Raw genomic sequence first — 19,282 nt, 5'->3', positions numbered from 1 at the left:
CGTCCAACTCAACAATTAAACAGGTGGAGATGGCTAAAAAAGTGCTGGTAGGAAAGTACCTCTCAGCTAACTTGACCCGTTCACCAGGTAAACTTACACCTGGGTTATTGATGCCAAAAACTACCCGGAAATCTTATAATAACAATGTTATCCGCCAAAGGGGACTCAATATCTTAAAATTTTTCCAGCTCAAAAAAACTGATATTATCAAAGAAATTTTAGCTGGTGCCAAGCGTCCCGCCCAAGATGCTACTGCTGTTAACTCAACTTGCTGATATCCTATGCAACATAGAAATCACTCTCAGTTTCTTCCCGTCACTAATCGGAGTAACGATTTAGTGGTACTCTGCACGGAGGAAGATTTATGAAACGCTATTTCGCAGGTTTGACTGATACGGGAAAAGTCCGCACTGTCAACCAAGATGCCTATTACATCGACCAGGAAGGACGGTTTTTTATCGTGGCTGATGGTATGGGTGGTCATGCTGGCGGTCAAGAGGCTAGTCAAATTGCCACTAAAACTATCACAGAACATCTTAATGCTCATTGGGATTCTTCTGCTCCTTCCCCGGTATTACTCAAGGAAGCCTTTATAGCGGCTAACCGTGCTATCCTTGATGACCAAATCTCCCATCCTGAACGTTCTGATATGGGGACGACAGCAGTGGTGGCTTTGTTTCGTGACGGGGAGTCCTGGTGCGCTAATGTGGGAGACTCCCGCCTCTATCGCCTACGGGGACATACGTTAACTCAAATTTCGGAAGACCAAACTTGGGTGGCGCAAGCTGTTAAACGTAAGGCTATATCCCCTGATGATGCGCGGGTGCATCCCTGGCGGCACGTTTTGTCTCAGTGTTTGGGACGGGAAGATTTATCTCAAATTGATATTTTTCCCATGGAAATTCAAGCAGGCGATCGCCTATTATTATGCAGCGATGGCTTGACGGAGGAGTTACCAGATTCTGTCATTGCTAATCAGCTTAAATCCATTCGCGCCTGTGAGGCGGCGACTCAGGCTTTGGTTGATGCGGCTATTGATAGGGAAGGGAAAGATAATATCACCGTCATTGTGGTGATGATCAATCAGGACGATTAATTAGGCTTCCATGACTGTTGTTATTGGTCTGATCAGCGGTACTTCTGTGGATGGTATTGATGCAGTTTCAGTTCGTCTGAAAGGATCAACTACAGATCTACAGGTGCAATGTCTAGCTAAGGCTACTTATCCCTATCCGCCTCAACTGCGATCGCAAATTTTAGCCATCTGTGGGGGTGGATCCATTTCTGTGGCTGATTTAGCCACTTTGGATGATGCGATCGCAGGGGAATTTTCCCGGGCGGCTGTGAATATCCAACAACAATCACCACCAGCTGAGTTAATTGGTTCCCACGGTCAAACCGTTTATCACCGACCACCACACCCCGATGCCACTATCCCTTTGGGCTATAGTGTACAACTAGGGCGACCAGAGGCGATCGCTCATCAAACCGGTATCACTACCGTTGGTAATTTTCGCCTCGCTGATATCGCCGCCCAAGGAGAAGGCGCGCCCCTAGTTCCGGCTGTCGATGCCTACCTCCTCCGTCACCCTCACCTCTATCGCTGTATTCAAAATATCGGTGGTATTGGCAATGTTACCGTTTTACCTCCCGCAAATATACCCGAATCACATCCTGTGCGGGGATGGGATACTGGACCTGGTAATGCTTTAATCGATTTAGCCGTCGCATATCTATCTGATGGTCGTCAAAGTTATGATTTAGATGGCGCATGGTCCAGTCGTGGTACTCCCTGCACTCCATTAGTCCAAAAGCTGATGGCAGACCCCTTTTTTCAGACTCCGCCGCCTAAGTCCACCGGACGGGAATTGTTCGGAGTTGAATATCTCCAAAAATACTTACAACAAACTCAAGTCTATAATCTTTCCCCAGCCGATATCCTCGCCACCTTAACCGAAGTTACTGCTGTTTCCATTACCCACAGCTATCGCCATTTTTTGCCCCAATTACCAGATCAAGTCCTCCTATGTGGCGGCGGATGCCATAATCGCTATCTCCGAACTCGCCTAGAACAGCTTTTACACCCTATCCCTATTATGACCACCGCCGATGCCGGAGTTGATCCCGATTTTAAAGAAGCGATCGCTTTTGCTGTCCTCGCCTATTGGCGCACCCGGAGCATTCCTGGTAATTTACCTGAAGTTACAGGCGCTAGTCAGTCTGTGCTGTTAGGGAATATTTTTCACCCTCATCGCACCATTGGGCTATAATAACCCCAGTTGTGCAAAATGGCATCTGCTCAACAGTTTCCCGACCACTGAGTAACAAATTAGTGCTGTGGCTCACACTTTTTTAATGGAACCTGGTCAGTGGCTGGTGGAAGGAACCTGGCTAGATCGTAATCAAGCGCCTATCAGCGTTCGTGGTAAAACATTAGTTGCATGGCATCAGAGTGAGTGGTTCAGTCTGGTGACTAAGTTGGTGTTTCCACGAAGCGATCGTGATGACATCATTTTGCAGTATCGAGGACGACTCGACAACAACGAACGTCAGTACACCTTTTTAATGCAGCATAGCGCCTTCGGTAAAGTCGAAGGGGAAGGCTTAATCAGTCCCTCCCTAATTGTCCAACGATTTTGGGTACTTGGGGATGAACGTCAGCGACGCAGTGGTTTGGAAAGTTTCCGCCGCTTTGACAATAATCGATATTATTATTCTAGTGCCATTATGGCTGGTCATCATCTCAATCTCTCCAGCATCATGGAAGCTACCTTAGAACGAAAAACTTAAATCGGTATTGTTTTCATGTATTAATTACCGGGTCGGTGGGGGCGGGTTTATTAATATTGTCGTCGATAATTGAGAATTACCCGGTCGGTGACGGCGGGTTTATTAATATTGTCGTCGATAATTGAGAATTACCCGGTCGGTGGGGGCGGGTTTATTAATATTGTCGTCGATAATTGAGAATTACCCGGTCGGTGGGGGCGGGTTTATTAATATTGTCGTCGATAATTCAGAATTGACAGCAGAACGCGCCCCTACAATTATAACTTAAATCGGTATTGTTTTCATCTATTAATTACCCGGTCGGTGACGGCGGGTTTATTAATATTGTCGTCGATAATTGAGAATTACACGGTCGGTGGGGGCGGGTTTATTAATATTGTCGTCGATAATTGAGAATTACCCGGTCGGTGGGGGCGGGTTTATTAATATTGTCGTCGATAATTCAGAATTGACAGCAGAACCCGCCCCTACAATTATTAATTATTAATTATTAATTATTAATTATTAATTATTAATTATCAATATCCCATTTTTCTGAAGATTCGGCGGCTTTTGGAGATAACGATCGCTCTAGATCATATAATCCAGTAGGTGGGGAAATCTTGGGTTTTTGAGGTGGGGGCTGTTTGTGACCCCGCCGCCGTTGGGAGGTCTGTTCTTCGCTGGTATTTTCAGTAATTACCTCATACAAAACCGCCCGTTTTCCGGTTTGGCTTCCCTTACGCAATACCCTTCCTAGACGTTGGATATATTCCCGCTCCGACCCAGTACCTGATAAAATAATTGCGATTTTGGCATCAGGAACATCAACCCCTTCATTCAGAACATGGGAAGCCACGAGGGTTCGATACTCTCCTTGGCGAAATTTATCCAGGATTTGATGACGTTCTTTCACAGGTGTTTGATGGGTGATAGCCGGGATTAAGAAATCTTGGGAAATTCGATAAACTGTAGTATTATCTACTGTAAAAATTAGGGTTCTTTCGGGATAATTTTTGCTGATAATGTCGGCTAATATCCTTAACTTTCCATCAGTACAAAGGGCGATTTCTTTAGCTTGACGATGGGCTAACATCGCCCGACGACCAGAAGCCGATCGCGCACTGACCATCACAAATTGTTTCCAACCGTCTAAACTACCTAGGCGGATATTTTGGTTTTTGAGAAAATCGTTTCTAACTTTAATTAACTCTTGATAGCGATCGCGTTCAGGTTCGGACAGTTTAACTTTAATCTGCACAATATCATGGTCTGCTAAAGCCACCCCCGCTAATTGTTCCGGTGTGCGATGATAAACCGTAGGACCGATTAAATGGTTTAAATCACTGTGACGACCGTCAGACCTATCTGGGGTCGCGGTTAGTCCTAGACGATAGGGGGCGATCGCATATTCTGCAATGACTCGATAGAAGTCTGTGGGGAGGTGGTGACATTCATCAAACACCAATAAACCATAGCGATTTCCCAGGGTTTCCGCCTGCAAGGTGGCTGAGTCGTATGTGGCGACCAAAATTGATGTTTTATCCCGTGAACCGCCCCCCAACAGCCCAATATCCGCCTCTGGGAAAGCAGCTACTAGGTGGGCATACCACTGGTGCATTAAATCTAGGGTCGGCACCACCACTAGGGTACTACAGGCGATCGCTTCTATAGCCAATTGCGCCAGGTAGGTTTTTCCCGAAGCTGTCGGTAATACCACAACTCCCCTATTCCCGCCATTTTCCCAGGCGCTTAAAGCCTCTTGTTGATGCACATAAGGCGACATTTCTAGGCGGGAAACTAACTTTAAGGGATGGAAGATTTTGGCTTCGTCAAGAAAATCTACTTTTTCCTCTTGTAAACACTTGATCAGAAAAGGGTAAGAAATCGCAGGTACACGAAACTTCTCTACCCGATCATCCCAAACTGCGTAATCAATCCACCCTCTACCTCTGGGGGGAGGATGCAGGGTTAATGTGCCGCGTTCAAAGGTTAATTTAGGTAGGCGAGGCATGAATTATATAGGAAGTAGCTGCTTTGGTTGATTACCATTAACCTGATTCGGGTTATCTTTGAATATCGCGAAATTCACGACCAAAGGGTAATAAAGCCATAGGGATGAGTTTAAAGTGTTGTTTCGCAAAAGGAATCCCAATGATGGTAATTGCCAAAATTAAACCATGCAATAAATGGGATAAGGCGATTTCCCAGCCAAAAAATATTACCCAAACCACGTTAAAAATCATGGTTAACAGATTAGATGAATCCGGGGAAACTACGCTTTCTTTACCAAAAGGGGTCATGGTAGCAAACCCTAGTTTAATGGCTTGGATACCAAAGGGAATGCCGATAATGGTTAAGCAAATAGTGATACCACCAATAATGTAACCTAATCCAGATAAAAAACCTCCGAAAATTAACCAGATGATGTTTCCTAACAAAGTCATAGTTTCAGATTCCTAATTTCCATTTTATTGCCATCCTCTCAGTTGACAGTGAACTAGAGACAGATCCCACATATAATCATTGAGTTTATACTGAGTAGCTGCTTGGGTGATAAAATAACGCGATCGCTCCTGATCACCCGCCGCCTCATAATATAATCCCACATAAAGATGGGCGTAAAATCTACCCTGTTGTCCTAACCAGGTTCCCCTATTGAGCACTTCATCCGGGCTACAATTTCCCTGATATAGGCTGTAAACTTGTCCCATGATTGTCCGAGAATCACCTGAGACAGGCAATAAAGATATTCTAGCTGATTCTACCCCCTGTAATTTGGCCTGACAAAGATATCGCCATACTGTCTCCTCAACATCCTGGGAATTCACAGTCAGATCAATCTCAAACTGATCCGCACCGGCTTGGAACTGTTCCCCATAATAATAGGATAAACCACGCTGCCACAGGTATGGTTTAATCCGGGGGTCTAAGGCTTCGGCTTGGTCGAAGTCCTTAATTGATTCGGCAATTTGACCCAGTTTGAAGTAAACCATCCCCCGGCGAATGTAAGCATCCGGATCACCAGAGCGATCGCTGATTACCTCGTGCCAATGCTTGAGTTGATTTTCCAGTAAAATTTGACGATTCATTCCTACCCTAAAGCACCACTTTTATGGTTAATCCCCTAAACAGATTCCCATACTCCGAGCTGTCTTCACTAGAATATCATTAGTATCAACACCCTTATACTGAGCGATCGCCTCCGCAATGGGTACACTTTCCACATGACGGTTACGCCAAGTTACCATCTGGTCAAACTTGCCATCTGCAATTAAGTCTACTGCTGCTACCCCAAAAGCTGATCCGATTAAACGTTCCACAGAAGAAGGAGTTCCCCCCCTTTGAATATGACCTAAAACTGTCACTCTCGTTTCTGCACCACTAGCCTCGGAAATGCGATCGGCTAAATAATGACCAATACCACCCAGCCTAGATTGACCTAATTGATTAGTGGTCATCACGGTTTCTCCCGCACCAGTCCTAACCGCCTCAGCTACAATCACCAGACAGTAGTTTTTCCCCTGATGCTGCAAATCCTCAATTTTTTGACAAATACTATCCAGACTGTAGGGAATTTCGGGAATCAGAATTACATCCGCACCCCCCGCAATTCCCGCATGGAGAGCAATATGTCCCGCATCCCTTCCCATAACCTCTAAAATCATTACCCGGCTATGGCTGGCGGCGGTGAAGTGCAATCTATCTAAGGCTTCGGTCGCGATATTCACAGCGGTATCAAATCCGATTGATAGATCGGTGCTACCTACATCATTATCTATGGTTTTCGGTACACCAACTAGGTTCAGATTTCCCTGAACTGCTAAACGCCTTAAAATTGCGAGACTGCCATCCCCACCAATGCCAATCAGCGCATCTAATCCTAATTCATGATAACCGTCAATGATTTCTTGGGAGCGATCTTGCACACTACCATCGGCCATCGGAAAAGCAAAGGGATCTCCTTTATTCGTTGTCCCTAGAATTGTCCCCCCTGCTGTCAGAATTGGATCTACTTTTTCTATGGTTAACGGTGTCGCTGATGGCGGACGCAGCATTAACCCGTGGGTGGCTTGGCGTATCCCCATTACTTCCCAGCCATAAGTCCCCTGGGCTCGATATACCGCCGCCCTAATTACTGCATTTAATCCAGCACAGTCACCACCGCTGGTCAGAATCCCGATGCGCTTAGGTTTTGCCATACTTCTGATTATTCTGATATAGCCTCAAAACAGTTTATCAGTTATTTGCTTTCCCAATTTGATTTTTTAATCAAGTTGCGATCGCCCCCGGTTCAGGGGTTGACAGGGCTGCGGAAATTGTTTACAATTACTATAGTAATGCTAAATAATGGAAATATTACCTTTTAACCGAAAAATGTCACTATCTCCATTATTTAAAAGTATAGCGTCAACCTCCCCGAAAGTCAACCCACCCCCCAAAAAAAGGTCGATTTTTTTAACCCTGAAAGTTTGATTTTTTAATCAAGTTGCGATCGCCCCCGGCTCAGGGGTTGACAGGGCTGCGGAAATTGTTTATAATTACTATAGTAATGCTAAATAATGGAAATATTACCTTTTAACCGAAAAATGTCACTATCTCCATTATCTAAAAGTATAGCGTCAACCTCCCCGAAAGTCAACCCACCCCCAAAAAAAGGTCGATTTTTTTAACCCTGAAAGTTTGATTTTTTAATCAAGTTGCGATCGCCCCCGGCTCAGGGGTTGACAGGGCTGCGGAAATTGTTTATAATTACTATAGTAATGCTAGATAATGGAAATATTACCTTTTAACCGAAAAATGTCACTATCTCCATTATCTAAAAGTATAGCGTCAACCTCCCCGAAAGTCAACCCACCCCCAAAAAAAGGTCGATTTTTTTAACCCTGAAAGTTTGATTTTTTAATCAAGTTGCGATCGCCCCCGGCTCAGGGGTTGACAGGGCTGCGGAAATTGTTTATAATTACTATAGTAATGCTAGATAATGGAAATATTACCTTTTAACCGAAAAATGTCACTATCTCCATTATCTAAAAGTATAGCGTCAACCTCCCCGAAAGTCAACCCACCCCCAAAAAAAGGTCGATTTTTTTAACATTTCTTAACAACTTGATTTTTTAATCAACTCCCCCCGCATAGCTAAACAGGCTGTTCCGTAGGCGGCTTGGGTGTGTGGAGAAGGGAGTACAGGGACTCGGAGATGATGGTGGCGAATAGTAGTCCAGGTGGAATTTTTGGCCCCACCGCCAGCAGTATAGACGCGCTGGAGAGGACTTGCGCCTAGGTTTTGTAAAAGTTGATAACCTTGAGACTCAATACGGGCGATCGCATTTAGTAAGCCATGGAGAAATTCTACATCATTACTGGGGCGAGGTTCAAGACGGGGTAACAAATTGGGGTCATTGATAGGAAAGCGATCGCCCGGTTGCAATAGGGGATAATAATCTAGGAGAGTGGGAGTGTTAGGATTAATCTGGCGGCTGAGGCTTTCCAATTGGCGATCGCTAAAAAAGTGTCGCAATATGGCACCCCCCGTATTAGAAGCGCCGCCAGTCAGCCACAAATCACCAAACCTGTGGCTGTAAATGCCATATTTAGCAACATTGATAGCGGTAGGACTTAACAGCTTTAACACCAGGGTTGAACCTAGGGAAGTGACAGCCTCCCCAGGGGAACTAGCACCGGAGGCTATGAAAGCGGCGATGCTATCTGTAGTTCCGGCTCTAATTATACAATCTGGGCGCAATCGAAAGCGATCGCTTAATTGTCGATTAATAGGGCTAATACAGGTTCCTGGGGTCAGGACTTTTGGCAAAATCGGCGTAAATTTACCCCCCCATTTAATAGCCTCTAACAACCACGACTGATAGCAAAGATTCACCACATCATAGCCGAGTTTGAGACTATTATGATGGTCACTAATACCCAACTTATCATGTAATAAAAATCCTAGCCAGTCTGCTTGATGCAAAAAATATAACTTTCCGGGTGGCGGCGGGGTAAGATTTTCTTGCCACCAGAGTAGTTTGACCAAGCTAGAGGTACTACTCAAAACCGGATTGTCTGGGGGTGCGATCGCTTTTAGTCTCTCCACAATAGCCTGATCACAACTGTGATTATAAGCGAGCGGTGCGGTGACCGGATTCCCCATCTCATCACATAATAACACTGTAGCAGAAGTACCATTAATGGCGATCGATCTAATCTGAGAACATAAATCTTTAGGAATTTGATTGAGTAACTCAAATAACCCATTTTTCCAGAGTTTCGGTGATTCCATAGTCACCAATGATTCCTTCCAGGTACAAACCCCCTCTGCATGAACCCCTCCCAGGGTATCAATCACTACTGAACGAGCCCCAGAAGTACCAAAATCTATACCTAAAAATAGATTCATAATAAATGTCAGTGATTAACAATAAGCAACTCGCAAAGTGGTACAATTATATATTTGTGTCTTCACAATTATATTAAGTTTTGCAAAAAAATCTTGATTTTCATAGTTAACCCTAGACTTTTGCGGGTCAAACAGCTATAAATTAATAACCCGTGGTAGCATCTCGAATTAGATCAACCATTGGTCAACTTTTTTTTCAAATACTGAATTAGGAGATGAAATGGATACAATTGCCTACAATCATCTAGTCTCTAGCTATGAGTCTCCCCAGCAGTTCAACCTCAGCGACAACTTGATTCTGTTTCGGGGTGTTAACTGGAGTAAAGTTTCTACTACCTGCTTAATGCCAATTATCGGTGCAGCCATTGGTTTGTCAATTTTGGGTTCCACCAGCGCCGCCCAAGCCTCCATCTACTATGGTTCCTCTGGCAACCATGTGGTACAATTGCAGAACGCCTTAGCTAATCATGGCTACTTCCGCGCGCGGTCTACCGGCTATTTTGGTTCAATTACCAAGCACTCCGTTAAAGCCTTTCAGCGTGACTATGGGTTGGTAGCAGATGGCATTGTTGGTCCCGCCACAGCTTCCGCTTTGGGACTCCATTGCTACACCTCCTGCTATGTTAAATCTCCTCCCAAACGCCATTATGGCTATCATGCAGCCAGTCACCGCCCCCGTCGTGGTCGTGGCTACCATAAATCCCTGTCCCACGGTGACAGTTGTTCCCGAGTTACTAACTTGCAACATAAACTAGCTTACTACGGTTATTTCCACGCGCGCGCCACCGGATATTTTGGTCCAATTACCACCAAAGCAGTTAAAGCCTTCCAGCGTGACTACGGCTTGAGAGTTGATGGTGTGGCGGGTCCGGCTACCTTGGCGGCTTTGGGAATTTAGGATTTCCTCAAAATTTGGTTTAATTATTATCGACAAGCCTACATCGTTTTGGTGTAGGTTTTATTTGTTGAAGGTGCGAGGTTCTTGTGAAAATATTAGTTGTTGGAAACGGTGGTAGAGAACACGCCTTAGCTTGGACACTCACTCAGTCAGAAACAGTCCAACAGGTTATCTGTACTCCCGGAAATGGCGGGACTGCTACCCTAACCAAATGTCAAAATCGAAATATCCCGGTTGAGGATATCCCGGCTATTGTTGCTTTGGCTAAAGATGAAGCTATTGATTTGGTGGTCGTCGGTCCAGAAGTGCCCCTGGCTTTGGGTATTGCAGATGAACTTACTAAAAATCATGTTAAAGTATTTGGACCCGGACGTGAAGGCGCAAAATTAGAAGCGAGTAAGTCCTGGGCTAAAGATTTGATGTTAGCAGCAGGAGTCCCTACCGCCACGGGGGCTGTATTTACTGACCCCCAAGCTGCTAAAGACTATATTACTCAAGTTCCCATTGTTATTAAAGCTGATGGACTCGCGGCGGGAAAAGGGGTTATTGTTGCTACTAGCCTGGAAATGGCTGATTCGGCTATTACCTCCATTTCTCAGGGAGAATTTGGTCAAGATAATTGCCAAATTGTGATCGAGGAGTTTCTACAGGGTCAAGAGGTCTCGGTTTTAGCTATTACTGATGGTAAAACTATTCGCCCCCTAATTCCGGCTCAAGATCATAAACCTATTGGAGAAGGTGACACGGGACCTAATACTGGCGGTATGGGTGCTTATGCGCCTACCCCCCTGGTCTCTGATACGTTAATGGTGAAAATACAACGGGAGGTTCTTGAACCTACTTTACAGGAACTTCAAAACCGGGGAATTGATTATTGTGGTATTATCTATGCGGGATTGATGATTACCCCTGACGGTGATTTAATGGTTCTGGAGTTTAACTGTAGATTTGGAGACCCGGAAACTCAGGCTGTACTCCTCATGTTAGATACTCCCCTAGACCAGATTTTAACAGCTTGTTGCGATCGCCGTCTGGCAGAACTTCCCCCTATTCGTTGGAAACCCGGAGTTTCCCTATGTGTGGTTTTGGCTTCCTGTGGTTATCCGGGAACTTATCCAAAAGGTAAGCTGATTACTGGTATTGACGCAGCATCAGCCTTGGGTGCTAAAGTATTTCATGCCGGAACTCGCCTGGTCGATGGACAAATAATCACCGACGGGGGCAGAGTTTTGGGTGTAACCGCTATCGGTGACACTGTAGAAACTGCTATCACCAATGCTTATCAGGCTGTGGACTGCATTAACTTTGACGGAATGTACTGTCGCCGAGATATTGGTTTTAGACTCCGACAAAGCCAAAATTAATCAATTATGTACAGCCTTAACAAAACTTAACTCCAATTTTTGCTAAACTGTGGTAGAGAATCTGGCGATCGTCTACGCTAGATACTGATAAGCAGTTCCCCAACCCAGAACCGTACAAGATGCTGGCAATTCTCACCAAACTTCCAGAAATTCTCAGAAATTGGTGGTCTGAGTTTACCCTACAAACCCGACTCATGGCGGGAGCTACCCTGGTGGTGTCCCTATTGATGAGCGGTTTAACCTTTTGGGCCGTTAATACCATTCAGCAAGACGCTCGTCTTAATGATACCCGCTATGGTCGAGATTTGGGCTTACTTTTAGCCGCTAATGTCGCCCCCATGATTGCTGAAAATAATCGGGAAGAGGTAGCCCGTTTCTCCCGTCAGTTCTACACCAGCACCTCTAGTGTGCGATATATGCTCTATGCTGACCCCGACGGCGAGATTTTCCTCGGTCTCCCCTTTTCTGATTCCGCAGTCCAGAACTCCCTCACCCTGCGACGACGGATGCAACTGCCGGAAAATTTTCTCGCCAGTGTCGAAGCGAGGGATTATTCCGCTTTACCTATGGTGCGCCAGCATCTTACCCCTGGGGGTCAAATAACAGATGTATTTGTTCCCCTAATGCACGATGACAAATATCTGGGAATTTTGGCGATCGGTATTAATCCTAATCCCACCGTTGTCGTCTCCTCTAACTTAACTCGTGACGTTACCTTAGCAGTTTTCGTCTCTATCTGGGTTATGGTAATTTTAGGGGCGGTTTTTAATGCCCTAACCATTACTCAGCCGATTAAAGAACTACTAATGGGAGTCAAAAATATAGCTGCTGGTAACTTTAGACAACGCATTGATTTACCCTTTGGCGGTGAATTGGGAGAACTCATATTGAGTTTTAATGAAATGGCAGAACGCCTGGAAAGCTACGACGAACAAAATATCGAAGAGTTGACCGCCGAAAAAGCCAAGCTAGAAACTCTGGTTTCAACTATTGCAGATGGTGCAGTTTTAATAGATGCTGAACTTAATCTAATTCTCGTCAACCCGACCGCGCGTCGCCTCTTTGGGTGGGAACGTCAAAGCGTCATTTCTGAAAACGTTTTAACCTATCTTCCCGCACCAGTATTACAAGAACTATCTCAACCATTACAAAAAATTGCCTCTGGAAACCTAGAAGGAGGAGAATTTCGCTGTTCTCTCACTGAACCAAATAATCGCACTCTCCGCATTCTTCTCACCACAGTTTTACTACATAAATCCCCCGGTGTAGAACCCCTCTGCGCTAGTTGTATCTATGACCACGATAATAGTTGCACCTCCCCCCAAAGACCCCAAGCTAATGAATGTACATTCTACAATCAAGATGCCACCGTCAAAAATCAGGAAAACTATCGGGAAAGTTTAAAAGGCATTGCTATGACTATTCAGGATATCACCCGAGAAGTCGAACTAAATGACGCTAAAAGCCAGTTTATCAGTAACGTTTCCCATGAGTTGAGAACACCTTTATTTAACATTAAATCCTTTATCGAAACTCTCCACGACTATGGCGATGATTTAAGCGAAGAAGAACGTCGAGAATTTTTAGAAACCGCTAACCATGAAACTGACCGCCTTACCCGTCTAGTTAATGACGTTTTAGATTTATCTCGCCTTGAGTCCTGTCGTATTTATCACCTGGAACCTGTTGATATTGCTCATCCTATTGAACAAACCCTACGGACTTATCAACTCAATGCGCGAGATAAGGGAATTGAATTGAGTAAAGAGGTAGAACCATTACTACCAGCCGTTAGAGGTCACTTTGATTTGTTGTTACAAGTCCTCACTAACTTGGTCGGAAATTCCCTCAAATTTACCGAAGCTGGCGGAAGAGTAATAATTCGTGCCTATTTATTAGATGATAGCCATCATATCTCCCTGGCTGAGAGTCGAGAAGCAGCCGAAATTGAACGGGGAGGTTGGATTATGTCTCCACCACCACCTCGACCTTTAGATAGGCATATTTCCCACAATTCACAACTATATCAGAGAGTGGTACGCATCGAGGTTTCTGATACCGGAAGCGGTATTGCTTCGGAAGACCAAGAAGCTGTTTTTACTCGATTCTTTAGAGTCGAAAATCGAGTGCATACCTTGGAAGGGACGGGCTTGGGTTTATCTATTGTTAGGAATATTATTGAAAAGCACAATTCTCAGGTACATTTGGTTAGTGAGTTGGGAGTGGGAACTACCTTCTGGTTTGATTTGGCTGTCTACCAGGAAGACCAACAAAATTTGATTCCTGATGTGGTCGCACCAGCTATGGAGTTCCTATCATGAACTATTATCCCCCCTGTCTACGCAATCATCCAATATGCACAAAATGTCGATTTTGTCAAGATGTCGATTTTGGGCTTCCTCTCCGTAGCCTAAAATTGGTGCATCGGGATTTTTTAAAATTGCTCAGAGAATAATTATTTGGGCGATAGAATAGGGGTTATAGCCCCTATTTTTACAAATAGACACAGCAAAACCTTGGGTGCGATTTACTCTAGCCTACCATAACCCCTATAATCTCGTCAATATTTTGAGATAAATTATCAATAAAAATGTATTAATTCTTAACAAACTTGGTAAAATTAAAACTATTGGCAGCGACACATTAGTAAAACTTAACTTAAATTAGCCCAAATTGCGACGATAAATACACAGGACACTGACTGGTATAATCTCAACCATTACCCAGAGTATAGAATCATCAAGATAATAATGGTAGCCAAAAACATTAGCCCCTTGGCCGGAAAAATCGCCCCAGGTGATATCTTGGAAAATATCGATCGCCTTATTGAGCAATATTATTCAGTGCGTCCAGATCCCAACAATCCTCAACAGCAAGTAAGTTTCGGTACATCTGGACACCGGGGATGTTCGGCTAACGGCACTTTTAACGAAGACCATATCCTAGCGGTTACTCAAGCGACGGTAGAATATCGCCGCCACCAAGGCATTACGGGTCCCCTGTATATGGGTCACGACTCCCACGCTTTATCTGAACCGGCGCAAAAAACCGCCCTAGAAGTTTTAGCAGCCAACCAAGTAGAAACCTACATAGCCACAGAGGAAGGAAATGGCAAATTTACCCCCACCCCGGCGGTTTCCCATGCCATTCTCACCTACAACCGCCAACGTACAGAAGGTTTAGCGGACGGTATTATCGTCACCCCCTCCCATAATCCCCCCTCGGACGGTGGCTTTAAATACAATCCCCCCTCTGGCGGTCCGGCAGGTCCGGAAATCACCAAATGGATTCAACAACGGGCTAATCAAATCCTGGCTGATGGTAATCGCGCGGTAAGTCGCAGCCCTTACAATCAGGCATTATACGCCAGCACTACTCACAGTTTTGACTTCATTACCCCATATATTGCTGACCTGGAAAATATTATTGATATGGCAGCAATTCGGGAATCAGGAATTAAAATAGGTGTTGACCCATTGGGGGGTTCTAATATTGGTTATTGGGAACCTATTGCAGAACGTTATGGGTTAAATTTGACTATAGTCAATCCTACAGTTGACCCGACTTTTGGGTTTATGACTGTAGACTGGGATGGGAAAATTCGCATGGACTGTTCCTCTCCTTATGCTATGGCGAATTTGGTTAAACTCAAAGATGATTATGATATCGCTTTTGGGAATGATACGGACTCAGACCGACATGGTATTGTTACCCCTAGCATGGGATTAATGAACCCTAATCATTTCCTGTCTGTGGCTATTTGGTATTTATTCACTAATCGACAAGGCTGGAGTCCTGAAAGTGCGATCGGGAAAACTTTAGTTAGCAGTAGTTTGATTGACCGGGTAGCTAAGGATATTAATCGCCAACTTTGTGAGGTTCCTGTAGGCTTTAAATGGTTTGTAGATGGCTTGCTAGACGGTTCTTTGGGTTTTGGCGGTGAAGAAAGCGCTGGCGCATCTTTCCTGCGAATGGATGGCACAGTTTGGACTACTGATAAAGATGGGATTATTATGGATTTACTGGCGGCGGAAATTACGGCTAAAACTGGTAAAGACCCTGGTATGCACTATAAAGACATGACTGAACGTTTGGGTCGCGCCTACTATTCCCGTATTGATTCTGCTGCTAATTCTGAACAAAAAGCACGCCTCAGTAAGTTATCTCCAGAAGATGTGAAAGTATCAACTTTGGCGGGTGATCCAATCGTGGCTAAAATGACTAATGCACCGGGAAATAATGCGGCTATAGGTGGTTTAAAAGTTACGACGGAACAAGGTTGGTTTGCTGCACGTCCATCGGGTACAGAAGATGTCTATAAAATCTATGCGGAAAGTTTTAAGGGGGAAGAACATTTGAATCAGATTATTTCGGAAGCACAAAAAATTGTGAGTGACACCTTTTAATAATTAATCAATTTTCCTGAGAAGCTGGGTTTTTAAAAACTTTTTTCCCAATTCTACCCGGCTTCTCAAGTCCTGGTAGTCTGATGATTATCTCAAGTTACTTCGTCACTCCCAGTCTTCCCAGAAATGGCTAACCCTAACACCTGCCAAGGTTGCATCTTTCGGTCAAAAACCCCAACCCTTTCCTCCAATAAGTTGACGGCATAGTTGACCTGGACTCCTAAACTATTCTCGAATTCCAATACTCCCCCACTTCCTTGACACTCATAACCTCGTATAATCCAAGTCTGGTGGTCTAAGTGCGATCGCTTCACAGCCATTAACACAAAATTACTAGCACTAAAACCTAAAAAACTCCGACAGGACTCACCACCAGTTATCCCCACATTAGATAACTCTAAAACCCTCACCTGTAGCGGCTGATTAAACTCATAACCTCGTCGCACAGTTTCCCCCTGTCGCCAATCACCTAAATGGGGGTAAATACCATAACTAAACTCATGAACACCTACATCAGCTTTCGGGTCGGGCCATAAAGAACCCCGTAGCAAACTTAAACCAATTTCATCTGGCTTAAAATCATATCCATACTTACAATCATTTAGCAATGATACACCATAATTACCATCACTCAGACTCCCCCAATTTAAAGCAGGAACTTCCCATTTGGATTTGTCAAAATTTGTCTGGGGTTCGGTCTTTCTCTCCATTACACCACAAGGGATTTCATAACTCAGTAAATCTGCATTTATAGACAATGGAAAATAACCCTTCATTAACACATGATTCTCTCGCCACTCTACTCGACACTCAACCCGTAAAATTGGCGACCCTATCGATAAAACATAATCTTGACAAAACCGAGAGTTATTAAATCTCTTGAAAACTCGCAACCTCCCGCGTAGATAACCTTTTTCGACAAACTCAATTGACTCTAGTTGCGGACTATCTAAGGGATACTTATGATAATTGGGGTCAATATTCCAAGCATCCCAATATTGTCCCTGGTCTCGAAACAGTCGCCATTGATGTCCGGGATATGTCAAGACTTCCCGACTATTGACTTTATCAAAAATCTCGATTAAGTCTCCTGTTTCTCCCGACACTTTTACCCGTAAATACTGATTCTCAAATTCCCAATTTTCGGAATTTTTACGATTAGTATTGACATCTAAACGGGAACCTGATATAGTGTAGTAAAGTCGGAAAAGGTGCGCGCATATAAGGTCATTTTTCGGCTCAAACCCTTGATTCATGGGTGTTTCAGGGGATTTAGGCACTAACCAGAAACAGCGATAACCGACTGACGGCACATCAGTTGCAAAAAACAGCAATTCAGACCGACCTGAAACCCGCACCAGTTGGGAATTTAAGGCATTTCCAGTGCTTTCGCAAACATCCCAACTTCCCTGGGGGGGTAATGGGACTTGGACAATTTCGGAACGAGTCCAATTGAGGGGGTTAAAGACGACAATGGGTATAGCTTGAGGTTGTGGGGGGTAAGGGAGAGAAATGGAAGAAGCGATCGCATCTAATGCTCTATTTTCAGCATCTCCAGCGGTTGTCGCGGCTGCCTGCCAACCCCGGTTAGCATCCTCATAGACCTCAGCAATAGCGGACCCTGGGAGGATATCATGAAACTGATTAAACAAAACCCCCTTCCATGCCTCTTCTCTTCTAAGGTCGCCTGGGGAACTTCAAACCCGGTCACGATAGAAGCGACAGCGGACCACAACTCAGCCCGATAGAGCAACCCTTCGCACAAACGATTCCAACGCTTTTGGTCAGCGTGGGTAGTATAGTATAGCAACCTCGATGAAACTCGAGATATAACTCATCATTCCACACTGGAAGATTGGGTAAATCACCCAGCCCATCCAAATAATCGACGGCGGACATAAAACGCAAATCAGGAAACAGAGGAGACGATCGCCAACGACGGATGACCTCCAGCATTTCCCGCGTCGGACCGCCGCCATGATCGCCAACTCCTGGCAACCATAAACACTCATTTAAGCCAGTTTGAGACTCCCACTCAATGCCATAGTTTACTAACTTGAGGGGTTCGACATTTTCCCCAATTGGTGCAGACATCAAACTGACAATTTCGGTACCGTTCAAACCTCGCCAACGAAAACAACCATAGGGAAAGACTGTTGTATCATTCCACCGCAACTTTTGAGTCGCAAAAAAATCAATCCTTCCCAGAGTCAGCAACTGGGGAAGTTGCCAAGAAAAACCAAAACTATCGGGTAGCCAAGCTATACGGGAGACTTCCCCAAACTGATCAGCGACATAATATTGACCATAGAGAATTTGGCGAACAATTGACTCCCCAGAAACGGTATTTAATTCGGGTTCAACCCATAAACCAGCGGCGACCTCCCAACGCTTCTGGGAAATCCGATTTTGGATTAACTTAAACAAATCGGGTCTATTTTCCTCAAGCCAAGCATATAGCGCGGGGGTAGAATGAGTAAAAATCAACTCAGGAAAATCATCCTGTAAAGCGAGGACGGACTCAAAGGTTTTAATGGCGACCGACCAAGTTTCGGCGACTGACCATAGCCAAGCCAAGTCTAAATGAGCATGACCTAAAAACCTAAACTTAACTAACTTTAAATCCGCACAGGTATCCCAACACTCTCGCAGACGGAATAACTCGGACATAAATAAATGGCGATCGCCTACAATATCCCAATTTATCCTACTAACGGCTTCCCCTAACTCCTGCCACCTTTGGGGAGAGAGGAGGGGGAAAACTTGTGCGCGACTTGTCAACTCCAACTCATCAATATTTCCCTTCAGCAGATAACTAGAGTAAACCGCCAACTCGTCGCCAATAAAACCCGGATCAATATCTCCAACTTTTCCGGCTTGGTAGACACAACTAGAGTAGAGGCTACCAAAGCACCTCGATCATGAGGGGGACTTACCAACCTTAAAAAGATCCTAAACTTGGTGGAAGGTAAGACGGACTCGGACAAAACGATCGCTGTCCTACAATCAAATAAATCTCCCGACTGTACCAAACTACCATTAACATAAACTTCAGCCAACTGTGCCCACCAAACCAAACTCAATTTCAAGCATAAACCCTCCAACCTATACCCCCCTAAATTAGCGGGAATATTAACCTCCTGGGCTAACCACAAAACTTTCCCCCCCTCAGACCAAGCTACATGACCCCGATCATTCAAATCCACGAAGGACCAATCACGCCACCCCTGGTTCATTTGTGGGGAAATATCTCCCTCATGAAACCGCCACCGTCTCTGAAGATCGGATCTGGTCATCTCCCGCAATCTGGCGATCGCCTGATTAATCACAACACGACTATCATCAGAACTAGATAAACTCATGTTCAGCCATCAACCACTCAACTAACAAACATCATGACTTATCCTATTGGCTCTTGCCTATTCCCTGTAAGTTGCTGTACAATGGG

At 44.7% G+C, this 19,282-nt stretch carries 13 protein-coding genes and 1 pseudogene; 8 read left to right on the top strand and 6 right to left on the bottom strand.

Going from position 1 to position 19,282, the window contains the following annotated elements; translation table 11 throughout:
• Positions 1–29 precede the first annotated feature (29 nt).
• The 4 genes from XZ46_RS11830 to XZ46_RS11815 all read left to right on the top strand — a co-directional run bounded on the left by XZ46_RS11830 (position 30) and on the right by XZ46_RS11815 (position 2,790).
• Positions 30–275 (top strand): hypothetical protein, encoded by a 246-nt coding sequence (locus XZ46_RS11830; protein WP_006625768.1) that lies wholly within the window; start codon positions 30–32, stop codon positions 273–275.
• Between the two features lie 89 nt (positions 276–364).
• Positions 365–1,096, top strand: coding sequence for a PP2C family protein-serine/threonine phosphatase (locus XZ46_RS11825; protein WP_006625769.1), 732 nt, complete (start codon positions 365–367; stop codon positions 1,094–1,096).
• A 10-nt stretch (positions 1,097–1,106) separates the two neighbouring features.
• Complete coding sequence (locus tag XZ46_RS11820) at positions 1,107–2,270, top strand: anhydro-N-acetylmuramic acid kinase (RefSeq protein WP_008050682.1); 1,164 nt, start codon at positions 1,107–1,109, stop codon at positions 2,268–2,270.
• A 67-nt stretch (positions 2,271–2,337) separates the two neighbouring features.
• The gene (locus XZ46_RS11815; RefSeq protein ID WP_174447140.1) at positions 2,338–2,790 is read left to right on the top strand and encodes a hypothetical protein; all 453 of its coding nucleotides are present in this window, start codon (positions 2,338–2,340) and stop codon (positions 2,788–2,790) included.
• 511 nt (positions 2,791–3,301) lie between these two features.
• Here XZ46_RS11815 and XZ46_RS11810 read toward each other — a convergent pair.
• From XZ46_RS11810 to XZ46_RS11790, 5 genes are all read right to left on the bottom strand, one after another.
• Positions 3,302–4,783 carry a DEAD/DEAH box helicase gene (locus XZ46_RS11810; RefSeq protein WP_008050679.1) on the bottom strand — a complete coding sequence of 494 codons (1,482 nt, stop codon included), beginning with the start codon at positions 4,781–4,783 and terminating at the stop codon, positions 3,302–3,304.
• A 52-nt stretch (positions 4,784–4,835) separates the two neighbouring features.
• On the bottom strand, positions 4,836–5,216 hold the full coding sequence (locus XZ46_RS11805) for a YccF domain-containing protein (protein ID WP_006625774.1): 381 nt from the start codon (positions 5,214–5,216) through the stop codon (positions 4,836–4,838).
• A gap of 24 nt (positions 5,217–5,240) precedes the next feature.
• Positions 5,241–5,861: a tetratricopeptide repeat protein gene (locus XZ46_RS11800; RefSeq protein ID WP_006625775.1), complete on the bottom strand. Its 621-nt coding sequence runs from the start codon at positions 5,859–5,861 to the stop codon at positions 5,241–5,243.
• A 27-nt stretch (positions 5,862–5,888) separates the two neighbouring features.
• Positions 5,889–6,971 (bottom strand): ATP-dependent 6-phosphofructokinase, encoded by a 1,083-nt coding sequence (locus XZ46_RS11795; protein WP_006625776.1) that lies wholly within the window; start codon positions 6,969–6,971, stop codon positions 5,889–5,891.
• A gap of 899 nt (positions 6,972–7,870) precedes the next feature.
• Complete coding sequence (locus XZ46_RS11790; protein ID WP_006625778.1) at positions 7,871–9,166, bottom strand: FGGY-family carbohydrate kinase; 1,296 nt, start codon at positions 9,164–9,166, stop codon at positions 7,871–7,873.
• A 220-nt stretch (positions 9,167–9,386) separates the two neighbouring features.
• On the opposite strand from XZ46_RS11790, the gene XZ46_RS11785 reads away from it, so the two are divergent.
• The 4 genes from XZ46_RS11785 to pgm all read left to right on the top strand — a co-directional run bounded on the left by XZ46_RS11785 (position 9,387) and on the right by pgm (position 15,834).
• The gene (locus XZ46_RS11785) at positions 9,387–10,064 is read left to right on the top strand and encodes a peptidoglycan-binding domain-containing protein (RefSeq protein WP_008050676.1); all 678 of its coding nucleotides are present in this window, start codon (positions 9,387–9,389) and stop codon (positions 10,062–10,064) included.
• A gap of 86 nt (positions 10,065–10,150) precedes the next feature.
• Positions 10,151–11,428, top strand: coding sequence for a phosphoribosylamine--glycine ligase (gene purD / locus XZ46_RS11780; RefSeq protein ID WP_006625780.1), 1,278 nt, complete (start codon positions 10,151–10,153; stop codon positions 11,426–11,428).
• A gap of 119 nt (positions 11,429–11,547) precedes the next feature.
• Positions 11,548–13,749, top strand: a complete 2,202-nt coding sequence (locus XZ46_RS11775; RefSeq protein WP_006625781.1) for an ATP-binding protein — start codon at positions 11,548–11,550, stop codon at positions 13,747–13,749.
• A gap of 429 nt (positions 13,750–14,178) precedes the next feature.
• Positions 14,179–15,834, top strand: a complete 1,656-nt coding sequence (gene pgm / locus XZ46_RS11770) for a phosphoglucomutase (alpha-D-glucose-1,6-bisphosphate-dependent) (protein ID WP_006669141.1) — start codon at positions 14,179–14,181, stop codon at positions 15,832–15,834.
• A 92-nt stretch (positions 15,835–15,926) separates the two neighbouring features.
• On the opposite strand, the pseudogene XZ46_RS38285 reads toward pgm, so the two are convergent.
• A pseudogene (locus XZ46_RS38285) lies at positions 15,927–19,196 on the bottom strand (alpha-mannosidase).
• Positions 19,197–19,282: the final 86 nt, after the last annotated feature.

The sequence above is a fragment of the Limnospira indica PCC 8005 genome, assembly GCF_000973065.1.
Taxonomy (GTDB): Bacteria; Cyanobacteriota; Cyanobacteriia; order Cyanobacteriales; family Microcoleaceae; genus Limnospira; species Limnospira fusiformis.
This window is presented reverse-complemented; position numbering and strand designations above follow the sequence as displayed.

What these genes read in the sequence shown, in the direction of transcription:
- XZ46_RS11830 (WP_006625768.1), top strand. Translation starts at nt 30, where the DNA reads ATGGCTAAAAAAGTGCTGGTAGGAAAGTACCTCTCAGCTAACTTGACC.
- XZ46_RS11795 (WP_006625776.1), bottom strand. Translation starts at nt 6,971, where the DNA reads ATGGCAAAACCTAAGCGCATCGGGATTCTGACCAGCGGTGGTGACTGT.
- pgm (WP_006669141.1), top strand. Translation starts at nt 14,179, where the DNA reads ATGGTAGCCAAAAACATTAGCCCCTTGGCCGGAAAAATCGCCCCAGGT.
- XZ46_RS11790 (WP_006625778.1), bottom strand. Translation starts at nt 9,166, where the DNA reads ATGAATCTATTTTTAGGTATAGATTTTGGTACTTCTGGGGCTCGTTCA.
- XZ46_RS11785 (WP_008050676.1), top strand. Translation starts at nt 9,387, where the DNA reads ATGGATACAATTGCCTACAATCATCTAGTCTCTAGCTATGAGTCTCCC.
- XZ46_RS11825 (WP_006625769.1), top strand. Translation starts at nt 365, where the DNA reads ATGAAACGCTATTTCGCAGGTTTGACTGATACGGGAAAAGTCCGCACT.
- XZ46_RS11810 (WP_008050679.1), bottom strand. Translation starts at nt 4,783, where the DNA reads ATGCCTCGCCTACCTAAATTAACCTTTGAACGCGGCACATTAACCCTG.
- XZ46_RS11820 (WP_008050682.1), top strand. Translation starts at nt 1,107, where the DNA reads ATGACTGTTGTTATTGGTCTGATCAGCGGTACTTCTGTGGATGGTATT.
- XZ46_RS11775 (WP_006625781.1), top strand. Translation starts at nt 11,548, where the DNA reads ATGCTGGCAATTCTCACCAAACTTCCAGAAATTCTCAGAAATTGGTGG.
- XZ46_RS11800 (WP_006625775.1), bottom strand. Translation starts at nt 5,861, where the DNA reads ATGAATCGTCAAATTTTACTGGAAAATCAACTCAAGCATTGGCACGAG.
- XZ46_RS11805 (WP_006625774.1), bottom strand. Translation starts at nt 5,216, where the DNA reads ATGACTTTGTTAGGAAACATCATCTGGTTAATTTTCGGAGGTTTTTTA.